Origin of the sequence: Aequorivita sp. 609, assembly GCF_014212065.1 — a bacterium.
GTDB lineage: Bacteria > Bacteroidota > Bacteroidia > Flavobacteriales > Flavobacteriaceae > Aequorivita > Aequorivita sinensis.
On record NZ_JACJVM010000006.1, the window covers coordinates 201,675 to 218,070 of the forward strand.

A 16,396-nucleotide genomic window follows, 5' to 3' on the forward strand; every position below is an offset into this window, starting at 1 on the left:
ATTTGTGCTTATATTTCATTAATTTGGAATGTAGGTTTTGCTGTATAAAACTTTTAGAACAGTAATTCGATTAACTATAGATTTAAAATCAAAAAAAAATGACACATAAATATACTATAGACGGAATGACCTGTAATGGTTGTAGAAGTCACGTGGAAAAGATACTTAATGATGTTGAAGGTGTTTCTAATGCATCTGTAAACCTTGAAAAAGGTGAAGCAGTGATTGAAATGGAGCAGCATATCCCGCTTAAAGTTTTTGAGAGTGCATTGAAATCAGACGGGGGTAAATACAAAATTTCTTCACCTGATGATACTGTGAAAGAAGCTTCGCTTAAGGAAAATGATAAGGAACAAAAACACAGTGAAAGCAGTTCTAGTGTTTATTATTGCCCCATGCACTGCGAAGGTGATAAAACATATGATAAGCCGGGTGATTGCCCTGTTTGTGGTATGCATTTAGTAGCTCAGCCAAGTAAAATAGCTACTGTTAAAGAGAGTTATCAAATTCACGGAATGACTTGCGATGGTTGTAGAAGTCACGTAGAACAGACTTTAAACAAAATTAAAGGAGTCGAGAAGGCGTCGGTAAACTTAGAAAAAGGAGAAGCTGTAATCGAAATGAAAAGTCAGATTCCTTTAGAAGTTTTTGAAAAGGCTTTCGAGGATGATGGAGGAAGTTATAGTATTGCTGTAAAAGGCGATACAGAGGCCGCTGCTAGACACCAAAAGCGAAAGGAAGAAAGAAGAGCAAGCCAAAGCAAATCAGGAACTTTTTATTGCCCGATGCACTGCGAAGGTGACAAAACCTATGATAAGCCTGGCGATTGCCCCGTTTGTGGAATGGATTTAGTGCCTATGGCAAGTAATTCTGCAGATGAAGCGGCAGATGACAGTGGCTATAAACTACTGCTGAAAAAATTCTGGATAGCCGTTGCTTTTACAATTCCAATATTTATTATCGCAATGTCTGAAATGATTCCTGACAATCCGTTGTATGAATGGATGCCGATGAAAAATTGGAATTGGGTTCAATTCGTCTTGTCTATTCCTGTTGTGTTCTATGCTACTTGGATGTTTTTTGAACGCGCCTATAGATCCATAAAAACCTGGAACTTAAATATGTTTACCTTAATCGGTATTGGTGCAGGTGTCGCTTGGATTTTCAGTGTTTTCGGAATGTTGTTTCCAGATTTTTTCCCTTCTCAATTTAAAACTGAATCGGGAAGTGTTCACGTTTATTTCGAATCGGCTGCTGTAATTCTTACTTTGGTGTTAATGGGGCAGGTGCTAGAAGCTCGAGCTCATAACCGCACAAATTCTGCAGTAAAGGAATTATTGAAACTCGCGCCTAATAAGGCTGTAAGAGTTGTAGATGGTGTAGAAGAAACAATTGCGATAGATGATATTCAATTAGGGGATAAACTTCGTGTAAAACCTGGTGAGAAAATTCCTGTAGACGGTAGTATAATTGAAGGTGAAAGCTCGATAGACGAATCGATGATAACCGGAGAACCTGTGCCTGTAACTAAATCAGTTGGTGACCAAGTAAGCTCGGGAACTATAAATGGGAAGCAGACCTTTGTTATGAAAGCAGAAAAAATTGGTAGCGATACTTTGCTATCTCAGATTATCGATATGGTTAATAAAGCCAGTATGAGTCGTGCTCCAATTCAAAAATTAGCAGATAAAATATCGGGTTGGTTTGTGCCAATAGTTGTTTTAATTGCCATAATCACTTTTGTGGTTTGGGCATTAATCGGTCCAGAACCTTCTTATGTGTATGCGTTAGTAAATGCTATTGCGGTTTTAATTATCGCATGTCCGTGTGCATTAGGACTTGCTACGCCAATGTCTGTTATGGTAGGTGTAGGGAAAGGAGCTCAAAATGGAGTGCTAATTAAAAATGCCGAATCTCTTGAAGCGCTTAATAAAATTGATGTGTTAATCATAGATAAAACAGGGACAATTACAGAAGGAAAGCCTTCGGTAGAAAAAGTGGGTTCGTCAGAAGGTTATTCTGAAGATGAGGTGCTTCAATATATAGTTTCACTCAATCAAAATAGTGAGCACCCTCTTGCTGATGCCACTGTTAAATATGGAAAAGAGAAAAAAGTAAACACAGTAGCAAGTGGTTTTAAAACTACAAGCTTTAATTCAGTTACAGGAAAAGGTGTTTCCGGAATTATCAATGGTAAAAAGGTGGCGCTTGGAAATGAAAAGATGATGGAAGAGGCTGGTGCTAAAATTTCTAATTCTCTGCAAGCTAATATTTCAGAAGGACAGAAAAAAGGTAAAACTGTTCCAATGCTTTCCGTTGAAGGTAATGTAGTTGGTTATGTTGTTATTTCTGATAAAATAAAGGCAACTAGTAAAAAAGCTATTGCTGATCTTCAAGAAAAAGGAATTGAGGTTATTATGCTTACTGGCGATAATCACCATACGGCGCAGGCGGTTGCCACGGAATTAAATCTAAAAGATTTTAAGGCAGAAATGCTTCCTCAAGACAAGCTTAAAGCAGTAGAAGAACTACAAGCTAAAGGTAAAAAGGTTGCAATGGCAGGTGACGGAATTAACGATGCTCCTGCTTTGGCTCAAAGCGATGTGGGAATTGCGATGGGAACGGGAACTGATGTAGCTATAGAAAGCGCCGGAGTTACTTTGGTTAAAGGTGATTTACACGGAATTGTAAAAGCGTTTCAACTAAGTGAAAAGGTGATGAGAAACATTAAACAGAATCTGTTTTTTGCAATGATTTACAACACGCTAGGTGTTCCAGTTGCTGCAGGAGTGCTGTTCCCTGTTTTTGGAATCTTGTTGTCTCCTATGATTGCGGCTTTAGCAATGAGTTTTAGCTCGGTTTCAGTTATAACAAATGCTTTAAGATTGCGTGCTGCTAAAATTGATTAAATAAAATAAAAAAACTTTAAAGCATAGGACGAATATCAAACTGAGAAGTAGGCTTATGTTTTAGGTTTAAAAGAAACACTTATAAAATTATATGAAAAGTTATAAATTAATATTAATAGCCCTTTTATTTCCGCTCTCAATTTTTTCACAGGAAAAATTAAAAGGAATAATCACCGAAAACATCAATAATGATGAGGTTCCAGTGGCTGGAGCGAATGTATACTGGTTAAATACTTCGGTGGGTGCGGTTACAGATTTTGATGGAAATTTTGAAATTGAATACAAGCCAGAATACAAAAAAATGGTAGTGAGTTTTGTAGGGTATAAAACTGATACAATTACGGTTAATTCTTCAAAACGAATAAAGCATACACTTACTTCTAAAGCAAATTTAGATGAAGTAACGGTTTCAGCCCGTAAAAAGGCGAGCTCACGATCTTTTTTACAGTCTCAAAACGTGATTAATGTAAGCAGTGCTGAATTATTAAAAGCAGCTTGTTGCAATCTTGCGGAAAGTTTTGAAACAAACCCTTCTATAGATGTAAATTTTGCAGATGCTATTTCGGGAACAAAACAGATTAAAATGTTAGGGCTCACAAGTCCGTATATTTTAATTACAACCGAAAACGTACCAAGTATTCGTGGAGCGTCTCAAGCTTATGGATTGAGTTTCATCCCTGGGACTTGGGTGGAAAGTATACAAATAACTAAAGGTTCGGGAAGCGTAGTAAATGGTTATGAAAGTATTGCAGGACAGATTAATGCTGAACTTCAAAAACCGTTAACAGATGATAAGCTTTTTGTAAATGCCTATGGCTCTGGAAATGGAAGGTTTGAGTTGAATACTCATTTAAATACACAAGTAACTAATAGATGGAGTACGGGATTATATATTCACGGTAATATGCGTGATTATGAATTTGATAAAAACAATGATTCCTTTATAGATGCTCCATTAATGCAGCAGGTAAACGTTATGAATCGCTGGCAATATACCGATCAGGAAAATGGCTATGTTGGTTTTTTTAATGTAAGGTATTTGAATGATGAGAAGCAAACTGGTCAGGTGAATTTTGATCCCAAAATAGACCGTGGGACAACAAATGCTTGGGGAAGCGAAATTAAGACACAGCGATTTGATGTTTCAGGAAAATTTGGATTTGTTAACCCCGATATACCTTGGCGTACAGGTGGGATACAAATAGCATATAGCCATCACGACCAAGAATCTTATTTCGGATTAAACGATTACAATATTCAACATAACAGTTTGTATTCGCAATTAACGTATAACTCAATAATAAGTGATTCTAGGCATAAAATTAAAACTGGACTTAGCGGAACTTATGATAGTTACGAAGAGTTGGTTTTAACAGAAAACTACAGCCGAATTGAAAATTCAGTAGGTGCATTTTTTGAATACAACTTTGATAATTCTAGCAACTTGAGTTATAGCCTTGGGATTAGAGGAGATGTTCATAACAGACTTGGCGCTTTTGTTACGCCTCGTTTCCACTTGCGCTACACACCTTGGGATAAGTCTGCTATTCGTGTTTCTGCGGGAAGAGGAAAACGTAGTGCTAATATTTTCACAGAAAACCAAAGTCTATTCGCTACCTCACGTAGTTTAAATGTCTTAGGTAATTCTGGTAAAATATATGGACTAGACCCTGAAATTGCTTGGAATTATGGAATCTCGTATATGCAAGGATTTAATTTGTTCAATAGAAAAGCGGATATAACAGTTGATTTTTATAGAACAGATTTTGAAAATCAAATAGTGGTCGATTGGGAAAACCCTACAGAAATTAATTTCTATAATTTAGATGGTGAGAGTTATTCCAACAACTTTCAAGCAGAGTTTAATTATAATATGTTCGAACGCTTTGATATGCGTTTAGCCTATAAGTATTACGATGTAGAAACTACCTATTTAAGCGGAAAGAAACAGAATCCGTTAACGCCAAATCACAGGTTTTTCGCAAATGCTTCGTATGAAACTAAACTAAATACAAAAGGAGGAAACTGGAAGTTTGATGCAACTTACAACTATATAGGAGAACAGCGTTTTGCTTCGTCTGCAACCTATCTAAACACTATTGGTCTTTCAGAATTTTCTTCAAGTCTTTCAACAGTGAATGCACAGATAACTAAGGTTTTTTCAAACAGCTTTGAATTGTATGTAGGGGGTGAAAACTTGACTAATGTTAAACAAGAAAATCCAATTATAGGAAGCGACAATCCGTTTGGAGCTGGTTTTGATACAACCTATGTTTATGGACCAATTTTTGGGAGTTCATATTATGCGGGTTTGAGATATAGACTTAACTAATTGCTGTCTTTTATTATTTTATAAGGAAGTGATTATTTAAAAAAGTTTAGAGTAAAAAAACAAACAATTTATTAATTATTAAAATTCGAATATTATGCAAAAAATACTTTTAATTCTAGGAGTTATGTTTATAGGAGCAACAGGTTTTGCTCAAAACAAAAACGCAAAAGCAACTATTGAAGTAGATGGAGTTTGTGGCATGTGTAAAGAGCGTATTGAAAAAGCTTCAATTCAAGCTAAAGGTGTTAAAATGGCAACTTGGGATGTAGATACACATCAGTTGAGTTTAATTTACAACGAAAAGAAAACAGATTTAAACGCCATTCAACAAAGTATTGCCGATAGTGGTCACGATACTCAAGAAATAACGGCTACGGATGAAGCTTATGAAAATTTAATGGGTTGCTGTAAGTACCGCGATCCTAAAGTTGTCGAAGATCATCAATAGTTCTTTTTGAACTTTCACTTTATTTTATTATTTCTTTAATACACTAAGGCTAAATGAATTAGTAAATTGTATTTCATTATAAAAGCAATTACCATGAAAAACGAAAAGCTAATCCACGCCCTAGGCAATTGTATCAATCATTGTAATTATTGTGCAGATGCCTGTTTAGATGAAGACAATGTAAAAATGATGGTAAACTGTATCCGTTTGGATAGAGTTTGCGCTGAAGTTTGTAGTACATTAAACCAATTGTTAGCAATGAATTTTACCGACGTAGATGATTTGGTAAAATATTGTGCAAAAATTTGTGATATGTGTGCAGATGAGTGTTCAAAACACGATACACAACATTGTAAAGATTGTGCAGAAGCTTGTAGAAAATGCGCAGAAGAATGCAGGGCTTATTTAGCGTAGAATTAAAGTTCAAATTGTAGGTTATTAATATTATATCTATTAAGGGAGGTTTTATTTTAATTGAAGATATTTTTGTTTCGGACCTTAAGAGTAAAATTAACTTTATGGCGCTTATTGTGTGGTGATTACGTGTGGGTGTTACTTGAAATTAGAAAACATTAATGCACTATAATTATCGCAAATATCAATAAGAATAAAATTAATTTAATAGGTGTTATATATATTAAGGTATAATTACTTTAAAATCCACTTCCAGAAAACGAAGTGGATTTTAATTTTAAGCGGGTTATTTATAAAAAAGATTTCGATCTAATTTTTTAATTTTACGAGTTGAATAAAACATATTAATTACAAATAAATGAAACAAATTTTAGGAATAGGCTCTAGGATAAATCACTCCACTTACGGAAAAGGAGTTATTACAAATGTTACTGCAAAAATGTACTGGGTAACTTTTATTGAAAATGGCCTAGAAACAATTGGTGTTGACGATGAATTTGAAATTATTGAAGCTGCCGAAGACGAAGTAGATTCTGTAAGCTTTTACGAAGTAGAGAGAAGTCTTCGTGAAATTCTTAAAAAATGGAATGGTATAAGTGAAATAGTTCCTATCGCTGATAAGTGGAAAGGCGGTACAATGGTTTTGCAACCGGCAGATAGTAATTTAAGTTCTAAGGAAATTCCAATAGACACTTTTTTTCATAAAATAGTGATGTTGCGAGATAGGCTTAGAGTGATGGAGCAAAAGATAAATTCTAGTAAAGAATTAGATGAAAGTTTAAAAATTGACCTACAGCAATATATCACTCGTTGTTATGGAAGTTTAACAACCTTCAATGTTCTTTTTAAGAGTAACTCCCAAAATTTCAAAGGAGAAGGAGCTTCAAAATAATTTGTATATCCTATAAATTTAGAAACCTCAATTATTGCATTAAGTAATTGAGGTTTTTTTATTCGTGTAATATCTAATTTCTGAAAAAGGTCGTTATTATGTTAAAATGCAGAAAAAATCAAATTTATCGTCGTTTTAACCAAATTGTTAATAATGTGTGTGAAAATAATTTGACCCGCATAATTTCCGTATTAAAGCTAATATTAGTGTTCGCGCAAGCTTCGAAGCGTAACAAAATCAGATGATTGTGAAAAAAAATGGGTTTTTGATTATGATTTTTTCTTTGATAAAAAATTCTTTTCAGTTAAATAATTGTGAATCTACATCCATTAAAAGTTGGAATTGTAAGATTTTATTGGCACTTTTGAGGTGCTAATTCAAACAAACAAAAAAATGAAAACAAAGTTTAGTGGAATTTTAACGCTATTATTAGCGTTAGTTGTGCAGCTCGCGGTTGCACAAGAAAAATCGATTTCCGGAACGGTGACTGATGACACAGGTCTCCCGCTTCCAGGAGTTAACATTATTATAAAGGGTACTAGTACCGGAACACAGTCTGATTTTGATGGTAATTACTCCATTGAGGCTGCAGTTGGTCAAACACTCGTTTATAGTTATGTAGGTTTTGAAACCCAAGAGGTAGCTGTTGGGGCTTCAAATAGTATGAACGTTACTATGCAAGCCGGATCTGCTCTGGACGAAGTAGTAGTAACTGCACTTGGTGTATCTCGTGAGAAACAATCTCTTGGATACTCTACGCAGGAAGTAGGTGGTGACGATGTTGCTACTGTAAAAGGGAATAACTTTACAAATGCCCTTTCTGGTAAGGTTTCTGGTCTTCAGATTAGAAGAAACAACAACTTTGGTGGATCTACTAACGTAGTTATTAGAGGTAACACTTCTTTAACTGGAGATAACCAAGCTTTATTCGTTGTTGATGGTGTGCCAATTAGTAACAGAAATACCAACTCTGCTGGACAAACTCAAGCATCTGGTAACTATTATGACTACGGTAATGCTGCTGCAGATATTAACCCAGACGACATCGAAAGTATTAACGTACTTAAAGGTGCTGCTGCATCTGCACTTTACGGTTCACGTGCTGCAAACGGTGTAATTATTATTACTACTAAAAAAGGTAAGTCTGCAAAAGGATTAGGAGTTACTCTTAATAGTAATGCAACTGTTGGTTTTATCGACAAAAGTACTTTTGCTGAATACCAAACACAGTATGGTCCTGGATATGGTGACTACTTCACTTTTGGTGATGTTGATGGTGATGGTATTGATGATCAAATTGAGAACTATGGAGATGATGCATCTTATGGTCCAGCTTACGATCCAAACTTATTTATCTATAAGTGGGATTCGTTTGATCCAGCTTCACCAAACTATTTAAAGAAAACTGCTTATACTGCAGCAAAGAATGGCCCTATTACTTTCTTTGAAACTCCAGTAACACTTACTAACTCTATCTCTATTTCTAATGGATTAGAAGGTGGTTCGTACCGTATGTCTTATACTAAATTAGATCAATCAGGTCTTATGCCAAATAGCCAGATAGATAGACATAACTTTATCTTTAGTGGAACTTACGATGTTAGTGAAAAATTAACTGCTAGTGGTTTTGCTAACTATATTAAGTCTGATGCACTTGGACGTAACTCTACTGGTTATACAGACAACGTTGTTGGTATGATGAAGCAGTGGTGGTCTAACAGTACAGACTTGCAGGCTCAAAGAGATATTTATTTTGCTACAAAAAGAAACGTAACTTGGAACCCAAATAGTACAACTCCAGGTGCAGCACCACTATACTGGGATAACCCATACTGGACACGTTACGAAAACTACCAAAATGATGGAAGAAGCCGTTTTATTGGTAACTTTGAGTTAAACTACGAATTGGCTGACTGGGTAAATGTAACAGGTAGAGTTTCTACTGATACTTACAATGAGCAACAAGAAGAGCGTAGAGCTGTAGGTTCTGGAGCTGTAAACTTTGGTGTTTCTCGTGGAAATGTTAATTCAGGTTACTTAAGAAGAGATATTACTGCTGTTGAAACAAACTACGATTTAATGTTCAACTTCAACACAGATATTACCGATAACTTAAGCTTTGCTGGTATCTTAGGTACTAACATTAGAAGAAGTGAATTTAATTCATTAACATCTTCTACTGCTGGTGGATTGGTAGTTCCAGGACTTTATTCATTACAGAATGGGGCTTCTCCAAATCCTAACCCAGTTGAACAGGCTGAGAAAGTTGGTGTAGATGGTGTTTACGCAAGTGCATCTTTCGGATTCGCCAATGTAGTATATTTAGATGGTACTATTAGAAGAGACCGTTTCTCTACACTACCAGAAGAAAATAGTTCATTCTACTACCCATCGATATCTACTAGTTTTGTATTTAGCAAAATATTAGATGTAAATGCAATTAGCTTTGGTAAACTTCGATTAAACTACGCTGAGGTAGGTAACGGAGCTCCATTTGATAGATTAGTTGATACTTATACAATTAATGGTGATATAGGAAACTCTATTCCTAATACAGCAAACAACGCCAACCTTAAGCCAGAAACTACAAAGAGTTACGAGGCAGGTTTAGAAATGAGATTTGCTGACAATAGATTAGGTTTTGATGTATCTTACTACAAATCAAACTCTATTGACCAAATTGTGACAGTTCCAATTTCAGCTTCTACTGGTTATACTGGTAAATTACTTAATGCAGGTGAAATTGAAAACAAAGGTATTGAAGTATCTTTAAACGCTATGCCAGTTAAGAATGATAACTTTACTTGGGCAATTAATGCAAACTGGACTCAAAACAAGAGTGAAGTAGTTGCTTTACCTGATGGAATTAAAAACCTACAATTAGGAAGATTCCAAGGTGGTGTTTCTATCAACGCTGAATTAGGACAGCCTTACGGTGTGATTTACGGACAAGATTTCGTTTACTTAAACGGTGAAAAAGTTGTTGATCCAGATTCTGGAAGATACCTTAAGTCTGCAAACTCTAATAATATTCTTGGAGATACTAACCCAGACTGGTTAGCAGGTATTACAAATACACTTACTTACAAAGATTTCTCTTTTAGTTTCTTAATTGATATCCAAGAAGGTGGAAGCCTTTTCTCTCTTGACCAATACTATGGTGAAGCGACAGGTCTTTATGCAAACACTTCTTATACAAACGATTTAGGAAACCCAGTGAGAAATTCACTTGAAAATGGTGGTGGATTTATCAACCCAGGTGTTAACCCTGATGGTTCTCCAAACACAACTAGAACTGATGCAAACAACTTTAGTGCATTTGGATATAGGGCATTACCAGCTGCTGCATTTGTTTACGATGCTAGTTATATTAAGTTACGTCAAGTATCGCTTACTTATACTATGCCATCTAGATTCCTTGAAAACACATTCATGACTGGATTACAGTTTAGCGTGTCAGGATCAAACCTATGGATTATCGATAAGAATATTCCTTATGCTGATCCAGAAGCAGGTTTGAGTTCAGGTAACCTTCAAGGATATGTTACTGGTTCATTACCAACTACCCAAGATTACGGGTTTAACATTAAAGCTCAATTTTAATAAAAAAAAAGATGAAGAAACTAATTTTAATATTAACCGCGGCAGTTATGGCCGTGTCGTGTTCAGATAATTTAGAAGATCTGAATCAGAATATAAAAGATCCTACTAACGTAAGTGGTGAGAGTTTGTTTGCTTCTGCTCAAAAACAATTAGCAGATCAATTTGTAACGCCAAACGTAAACCTTAACAACTTAAGGTTATGGACACAACAATTACAGGAAACTACATATTTAGACGAAAGTCAATACGATCAAATCACACGTGCAATTCCTGACAACCACTGGAGAGAATTGTATCGCGATGTACTTAAAGATTTAAACGAAGCTGATAGAGTTATTGCAGCTACCGATAATGATTTAACAAACGCTCTTAAGCCTAATAAACTGGCGATTGTAGAAGTGATGACTGTATTTGCTTACAGTAACTTAGTAGAAACTTATGGAGATGTACCTTATAGCGAAGCATTAGATATCGAAAATCTTTTGCCAGCTTATGATGATGCTGCTACTATTTACAAAGACTTACTTACTCGTTTAGATGCTGCTATTAGTAGTATGGATACTAGTGTAGGAAGTTTTAGTGATACTGAAGACATGATGTATTCAGGAAATGTTGAAAACTGGAAAAAGTTTGCTAACTCATTAAAGTTAAGAATGGGTATCATGCTTGCAGATGTAAATCCAGCACTTTCTCAATCTACTGTTGAGTCTGCTTACACAAGCGGTGTATTCACAAGTAATGCAGATAACGGCAGTTATATGTATCGTCCTGCAGCTCCAAACAACAACCCTATGAACGATAACTTAGTTCTTAGTGGTCGTAATGACTATGTTGCTGCTAAAACAATCATCGACTTGATGAACGATTTGGAAGACCCAAGAAGAGAAGTTTACTTTACTACTGTTGATGGAGAGTATATTGGTGGTGTTATTGGTGAGATTTCTGCTTACGCAGAGCACTCTCATGTAGCTGACCGTTTGGTAGATCCAGCTGAACCAGGTGTACTTTTATCTTATGCTGAAGTTAGATTTTTGTTAGCTGAAGCTGCTGCTAGAGGTTATGCTGTTGGTGGCGATGCTGCAACTCATTACGAAGCTGCTATTACTGCATCTTTCGAATACTGGGGTGCTGAAGGCTTATCTGACTACTTAGCTTCACCTGCTGTTGATTACGATACAGCAATTGCTAATAGTTCTTCAAGCCCAGCTTGGAAACAAGTAATTGGTACGCAAGCGTATCTAGGTCTTTACAACAGAACTTTTGCTAGTTATAACTCTATTCGTCGTTTGGATTACCCTATATTAGTTGAGCCTACTGACGCTGAAACTGGTTTCCCAACGCGTTACCTTTACCCAGTTGGAGAACAAACCTTGAACGAGGCTAACTGGAGCGCTGCTTCAAGTGCTATTGGTGGTGATGCTGCTGAAACTAGATTATTCTGGGATAAATTCTATACTTTCGATTTCTAATAAATCGATAATTATAAATCTAAAATCCCCGACAGCAATGTCGGGGATTTTTTTTTTGGATGTATTTAATGGTATACATTTTTAAACACTTTCATTTAATTCAATATGCTGTATTTATCATTAATGTAAATCAATTCCCGCTGCAACATAGATTAGTCATACAAAAAGGCTGTATTAGCCTTTTAAGAGGGTTAATGAGAAGATTAGTAGTGAAATTAAAATGGATTTAAGGCTTCAAGTCCTTGTTTGAAATCTTTAAGTAAATAAAAGACTTTTAAATATTCCTCCACATAACATAGATGTAAGGAAAAGAAATACTATTTAGAATGCTGTGAATGTGAAAAAAGATATTTAATTAATTCTTTTTTGAGGCTAAGCCTTGATTTTTTATTACCAACTACAACTACCAACTACCAACTACCAACTACCAACTACCTGGTTAAATGGTCAACGATAATCTTGGCGTGTATTCTCGAGTTTTCGATAAACCATTTGTGAGTTTCCATGCCACCGCAAATTACTCCTGCAAGATATAGCCCCTCCACATTGGTTTCCATAGTGTCGGAATTGTATTGAGGAAGCCTTTTCTTATCATTTGAAAGTTCTACACCTAGTGTTTGTAAGAAATTAAAATCAGGTTTGTAACCTGTAAGCGCTACTACATAATCATTCGGTAGGGTTATTTTACCTTGTGGCGTGTTAATTAAAACTTCGCTTTCTGTAATTTCTTCTATTTCAGAATAGAAATAAGCTTTAATGCTTCCTTCTTTTATTCTGTTTTCGATATCTGGTTTTACCCAGTATTTTACGCGCTCGCCAATTTCCGGTCCGCGAACTACCATGGTTACATCTCCGCCTTTACGCCAAATTTCTAATGCCGCATCTACAGAGGAGTTACTAGCGCCCACAACAATAACATTTTGCATTACAAAAGGATGAGCTTCTTTGTAATAATGCATCACTTTGGGAAGGTTTTCCCCAGGAATATTTAGAGTGTTTGGGATATCGTAGAACCCTGTGCTTACAATTATGTTTTTGGCCTTGTAATTATTTTTATCTGATTCAACATTAAAACTATCCTCATTCTTTTCAACGGAAATAATCTTTTCATATAAATTAATATTGAGATTATTTGATGTAGCTACACGGCGATAGTATTCTAAAGCCTCATTACGGGTTGGCTTAGGGTTGTTGCTTATAAATGGAATCTCATCAATTTCTAGCTTCTCTGAAGTAGAGAAGAAAGTCATATTTAGCGGGTAGTTGTAAAGCGAATTGGTAAGTGCTCCTTTTTCAACTACAATATAACTTAAGCCATTTTTTTTTGATTCTAAGGCGCAAGCTATCCCAATAGGACCTGCGCCTATAATTAATACATCAAATATATTTTCAATTGAAGAAGTTTTAGACATAATAAAACACTAGAGTACAATTTTCTTTAAGTCTGCAATAGTTTCAGTAGGGTTACTCGCACCAAACACATAGCTACCTGCAACCAAAACATCAGCACCTGCTTCTACTAGTTGTTTAGCGTTTCTATTGGTTACACCACCATCTATTTCAATTTTGGTAGTAGCGCCATTTGCTTCTATAATTTCACGAAGTTGTTTTACTTTTTTATAAGTATTTTCAATAAAGCTCTGTCCGCCAAAACCTGGATTTACACTCATAATGCACACTAAATCAATATCCTTTATTGTGTCTTCCAATAAAGCTACATTAGTATGTGGATTTATGGCAACCCCTGCTTGCATTCCTTCGGCTTTGATAGCTTGAAGTGTTCGGTGTAAATGTGTACAAGCTTCGTAGTGAACTGTTAATACATCTGTCCCTAAATCGGCGAATGTTTTAATGTATCGGTCTGGGTCGATAATCATTAAATGCACGTCTAAAGGCTTTTTAGCGTGTTTGGCTATGCTTTTAATAACTGGCATACCAAACGAGATATTCGGCACAAAAACACCATCCATTACATCGAGGTGAAACCAATCTGCTTCACTAGCATTAACCATTTCAATATCTCTTTGAAGGTTGGCGAAATCTGCGGCAAGTATAGAGGGAGCAATAAGTGTGTTTTTCATGATAGCTTATAATAAGAAAGGTTCTAAAAGTCTTTTAACGTTTGTTGAGTAATTATTGTTTAAACTATATCTTGACAGATAAATATTTAGTTTTTCGATATCATCTTTGTTTTTTAGGATACTAAACCTAGCGTCATAATTATTGAAAATTCGGCTTTCAATTTTTTGATCCAAAACATTTAATATGTCTTTATGCCTTTTATCCTTTCGTATATTGGCGTAAAGCTCCTGAATTGTTTCTTTTTTTCCTTCTAGAACTTGAAGAAAAAAGTGGTTGTTATGAAGCAATATCCCCGAAATATTTGAGGAATTATTAAACTCTAAAACCTGGCTGAACAAGTCCTCTAATTCCGAATTTTTCATCGGTTGGTGATCCTTGCTTAAATAACAGATGGTATGTTTCATGGGTTGGCAAAGTTACAAATTAGTTTGCAGTTTGTGCGATTTTAGACTCCGCAGATAGGATTATAGTTTAAATGAAAAAACCTCCGGTAATCAGCCGGAGGTTATTCATCAATCAAAAAACGAACAGTTGTTACCCTAATACTAGATTAGGATTATACTGTTGGTTATCGTTAAAAGTTTTTGTCTTGTTTAGACTTAGCTAGAGGTAAACCTTTAAGTTTATCCTAAATATGTCATTAAAATCTTACTTCTTGAGGTATGCTTTAATCTTCTAATAGCTTTTTCTTTTATTTGGCGTACGCGCTCACGAGTAAGATCGAAAGTTTCGCCTATTTCTTCTAATGTCATAGGTTGTTGATCGCCAAGACCGAAGTATAAACGGATAACATCTGCCTCACGAGGAGTAAGTGTTTCTAAAGCACGCTCAATTTCTGTTCTTAAAGATTCGTGTAGTAATGCACGGTCTGGATTTGGACTTTCACCACTGCGTAAAACGTCGTAAAGGTTACTGTCTTCTCCTTCAATAAGCGGAGCGTCCATAGATACGTGACGGCCAGAGTTTTTCATAGACTCTTTTACATCACTAATCGTCATATCCAACTCTTTTGCAATTTCCTCAGCCGAAGGTGGACGTTCGTTTGCTTGCTCTAAAGAAGCATACATCTTATTTATTTTATTGATGCTTCCAATTTTGTTAAGCGGTAAACGAACAATACGAGACTGTTCTGCTAAAGCTTGTAAGATAGATTGACGAATCCACCAAACTGCATACGATATAAATTTAAAACCACGGGTTTCGTCAAAACGTTGCGCGGCTTTAATTAAACCAAGATTTCCTTCGTTTATAAGGTCGGGTAGGGTAAGACCTTGATTTTGGTATTGCTTTGCTACCGAAACAACGAAACGTAGATTAGCTTTGGTTAATTTCTCCAATGCAACGTGGTCACCCGCTTTTATGCGCTGTGCCAATTCTACTTCATCTTCTGCGGTAATTAAGTCAACTTTTCCAATTTCTTGAAGGTACTTGTCTAATGAAGCGGTTTCCCTGTTGGTAACCTGCTTTGTAATTTTAAGTTGTCTCATTTAAGGTGTGTCCTGTAGATTAAGTTTTAAAACTTTTGTATTGGGTTATACGTAAGAATTCCTGTAAAGGTTACAAAAACTTAATAAAAAATCAGAATTAATTTTTTAGACTCTCTAAATGCGATGGTTAGTCTTCTATATAATTTGCTTTATCAAGTATTAGTGAATCTGCCGATTTGTTATTTTCAGAAATTAAACTGTCAATTTCCTTCTTATTAGACGTTATATAGTGCTGATTTGTGTTGCTGTTGTAATAATGATAATTTTTTGACACCTTAAATTCTTTTTCATTAAATCTAGATGTAGCTTTTTCATTTTTACCATTAACTTGATTAGATTTCAATATATTTTCTTTAGCATTCTCTATTTTATCACCTTCAGAGTTTTCAACAGAAACATTCGAATTGGAAGTACTTTCAACTTTTTTATTAGAGTTATTTAAAGTGTCTATTATCGAAGTTTTAAGGTTGTTTGCTGTGTTTACCACTTCTTTTTTTAAAGTTGATTCCGAAGCATTAACTTTTTTCTGATTGGTTAACTTATTATTTTCTTCTTTACTGTCTATGTTTATGATTAAGATAACCCCAAGTAAAAGAACAACGCCAATTGTTGTAAACCAGTAATACATAATTTTCTCTCTTTTACGTTTTTCAGCATCTAAAGAGATGTTTAGTCTTTCCCAAACCTTTGTGTTAGGTTCTTTCTTTCCGAATTGGAGCTTGTCTTCAAAAAGCTTTCCTATATCTTTTTTATTTTCCAT

12 protein-coding genes are annotated in these 16,396 nt (G+C 35.3%); 7 read left to right on the plus strand and 5 right to left on the minus strand.

Annotated features, from left to right (window positions below; translation table 11 throughout):
• The first annotated feature begins 98 nt into the window (after positions 1 to 98).
• The 7 genes from H4O20_RS04320 (at position 99) to H4O20_RS04350 (ending at position 12,067) form a co-directional block, all read left to right on the plus strand.
• Positions 99 to 2,909, plus strand: coding sequence for a heavy metal translocating P-type ATPase (locus tag H4O20_RS04320; protein ID WP_185098393.1), 2,811 nt, complete (start codon positions 99 to 101; stop codon positions 2,907 to 2,909).
• A gap of 91 nt (positions 2,910 to 3,000) precedes the next feature.
• Positions 3,001 to 5,241: a TonB-dependent receptor gene (locus H4O20_RS04325; RefSeq protein WP_185098394.1), complete on the plus strand. Its 2,241-nt coding sequence runs from the start codon at positions 3,001 to 3,003 to the stop codon at positions 5,239 to 5,241.
• A 94-nt stretch (positions 5,242 to 5,335) separates the two neighbouring features.
• Entirely contained in the window at positions 5,336 to 5,689 is a 354-nt protein-coding gene (locus tag H4O20_RS04330) for a heavy-metal-associated domain-containing protein (RefSeq protein ID WP_185098395.1), read from the plus strand.
• A 93-nt stretch (positions 5,690 to 5,782) separates the two neighbouring features.
• On the plus strand, positions 5,783 to 6,103 hold the full coding sequence (locus H4O20_RS04335) for a four-helix bundle copper-binding protein (protein WP_185098396.1): 321 nt from the start codon (positions 5,783 to 5,785) through the stop codon (positions 6,101 to 6,103).
• 358 nt (positions 6,104 to 6,461) lie between these two features.
• Positions 6,462 to 6,995, plus strand: coding sequence for a hypothetical protein (locus H4O20_RS04340; RefSeq protein ID WP_185098397.1), 534 nt, complete (start codon positions 6,462 to 6,464; stop codon positions 6,993 to 6,995).
• Positions 6,996 to 7,388: 393 nt separating this feature from the next.
• A complete protein-coding gene (locus H4O20_RS04345) occupies positions 7,389 to 10,598 on the plus strand; it encodes a SusC/RagA family TonB-linked outer membrane protein (RefSeq protein ID WP_185098398.1) in 3,210 nt (1,069 codons plus the stop codon).
• A gap of 11 nt (positions 10,599 to 10,609) precedes the next feature.
• Positions 10,610 to 12,067, plus strand: a complete 1,458-nt coding sequence (locus tag H4O20_RS04350) for a SusD/RagB family nutrient-binding outer membrane lipoprotein (protein ID WP_185098399.1) — start codon at positions 10,610 to 10,612, stop codon at positions 12,065 to 12,067.
• Between the two features lie 431 nt (positions 12,068 to 12,498).
• Here the strand turns inward: H4O20_RS04350 and H4O20_RS04355 are convergent, their stop codons facing one another.
• The 5 genes from H4O20_RS04355 to H4O20_RS04375 all read right to left on the minus strand — a co-directional run bounded on the left by H4O20_RS04355 (position 12,499) and on the right by H4O20_RS04375 (position 16,396).
• Complete coding sequence (locus tag H4O20_RS04355; protein WP_185098400.1) at positions 12,499 to 13,479, minus strand: YpdA family putative bacillithiol disulfide reductase; 981 nt, start codon at positions 13,477 to 13,479, stop codon at positions 12,499 to 12,501.
• A gap of 9 nt (positions 13,480 to 13,488) precedes the next feature.
• Positions 13,489 to 14,148 carry a ribulose-phosphate 3-epimerase gene (rpe, locus tag H4O20_RS04360; RefSeq protein ID WP_185098401.1) on the minus strand — a complete coding sequence of 220 codons (660 nt, stop codon included), beginning with the start codon at positions 14,146 to 14,148 and terminating at the stop codon, positions 13,489 to 13,491.
• Between the two features lie 6 nt (positions 14,149 to 14,154).
• Positions 14,155 to 14,553 (minus strand): BLUF domain-containing protein, encoded by a 399-nt coding sequence (locus tag H4O20_RS04365; protein WP_139855771.1) that lies wholly within the window; start codon positions 14,551 to 14,553, stop codon positions 14,155 to 14,157.
• A 219-nt stretch (positions 14,554 to 14,772) separates the two neighbouring features.
• A complete protein-coding gene (locus H4O20_RS04370) occupies positions 14,773 to 15,636 on the minus strand; it encodes an RNA polymerase sigma factor RpoD/SigA (RefSeq protein WP_139855772.1) in 864 nt (287 codons plus the stop codon).
• Positions 15,637 to 15,763: 127 nt separating this feature from the next.
• Positions 15,764 to 16,396 carry a hypothetical protein gene (locus H4O20_RS04375; protein WP_185098402.1) on the minus strand — a complete coding sequence of 211 codons (633 nt, stop codon included), beginning with the start codon at positions 16,394 to 16,396 and terminating at the stop codon, positions 15,764 to 15,766.

Coding starts and splice junctions, on each gene's coding strand:
- H4O20_RS04355 (WP_185098400.1), bottom strand. CDS start 13,479: ATGTCTAAAACTTCTTCAATTGAAAATATATTTGATGTATTAATTATA.
- rpe (WP_185098401.1), bottom strand. CDS start 14,148: ATGAAAAACACACTTATTGCTCCCTCTATACTTGCCGCAGATTTCGCC.
- H4O20_RS04320 (WP_185098393.1), top strand. CDS start 99: ATGACACATAAATATACTATAGACGGAATGACCTGTAATGGTTGTAGA.
- H4O20_RS04330 (WP_185098395.1), top strand. CDS start 5,336: ATGCAAAAAATACTTTTAATTCTAGGAGTTATGTTTATAGGAGCAACA.
- H4O20_RS04370 (WP_139855772.1), bottom strand. CDS start 15,636: ATGAGACAACTTAAAATTACAAAGCAGGTTACCAACAGGGAAACCGCT.
- H4O20_RS04325 (WP_185098394.1), top strand. CDS start 3,001: ATGAAAAGTTATAAATTAATATTAATAGCCCTTTTATTTCCGCTCTCA.
- H4O20_RS04350 (WP_185098399.1), top strand. CDS start 10,610: ATGAAGAAACTAATTTTAATATTAACCGCGGCAGTTATGGCCGTGTCG.
- H4O20_RS04365 (WP_139855771.1), bottom strand. CDS start 14,553: ATGAAACATACCATCTGTTATTTAAGCAAGGATCACCAACCGATGAAA.
- H4O20_RS04335 (WP_185098396.1), top strand. CDS start 5,783: ATGAAAAACGAAAAGCTAATCCACGCCCTAGGCAATTGTATCAATCAT.
- H4O20_RS04375 (WP_185098402.1), bottom strand. CDS start 16,396: ATGGAAAATAAAAAAGATATAGGAAAGCTTTTTGAAGACAAGCTCCAA.
- H4O20_RS04345 (WP_185098398.1), top strand. CDS start 7,389: ATGAAAACAAAGTTTAGTGGAATTTTAACGCTATTATTAGCGTTAGTT.
- H4O20_RS04340 (WP_185098397.1), top strand. CDS start 6,462: ATGAAACAAATTTTAGGAATAGGCTCTAGGATAAATCACTCCACTTAC.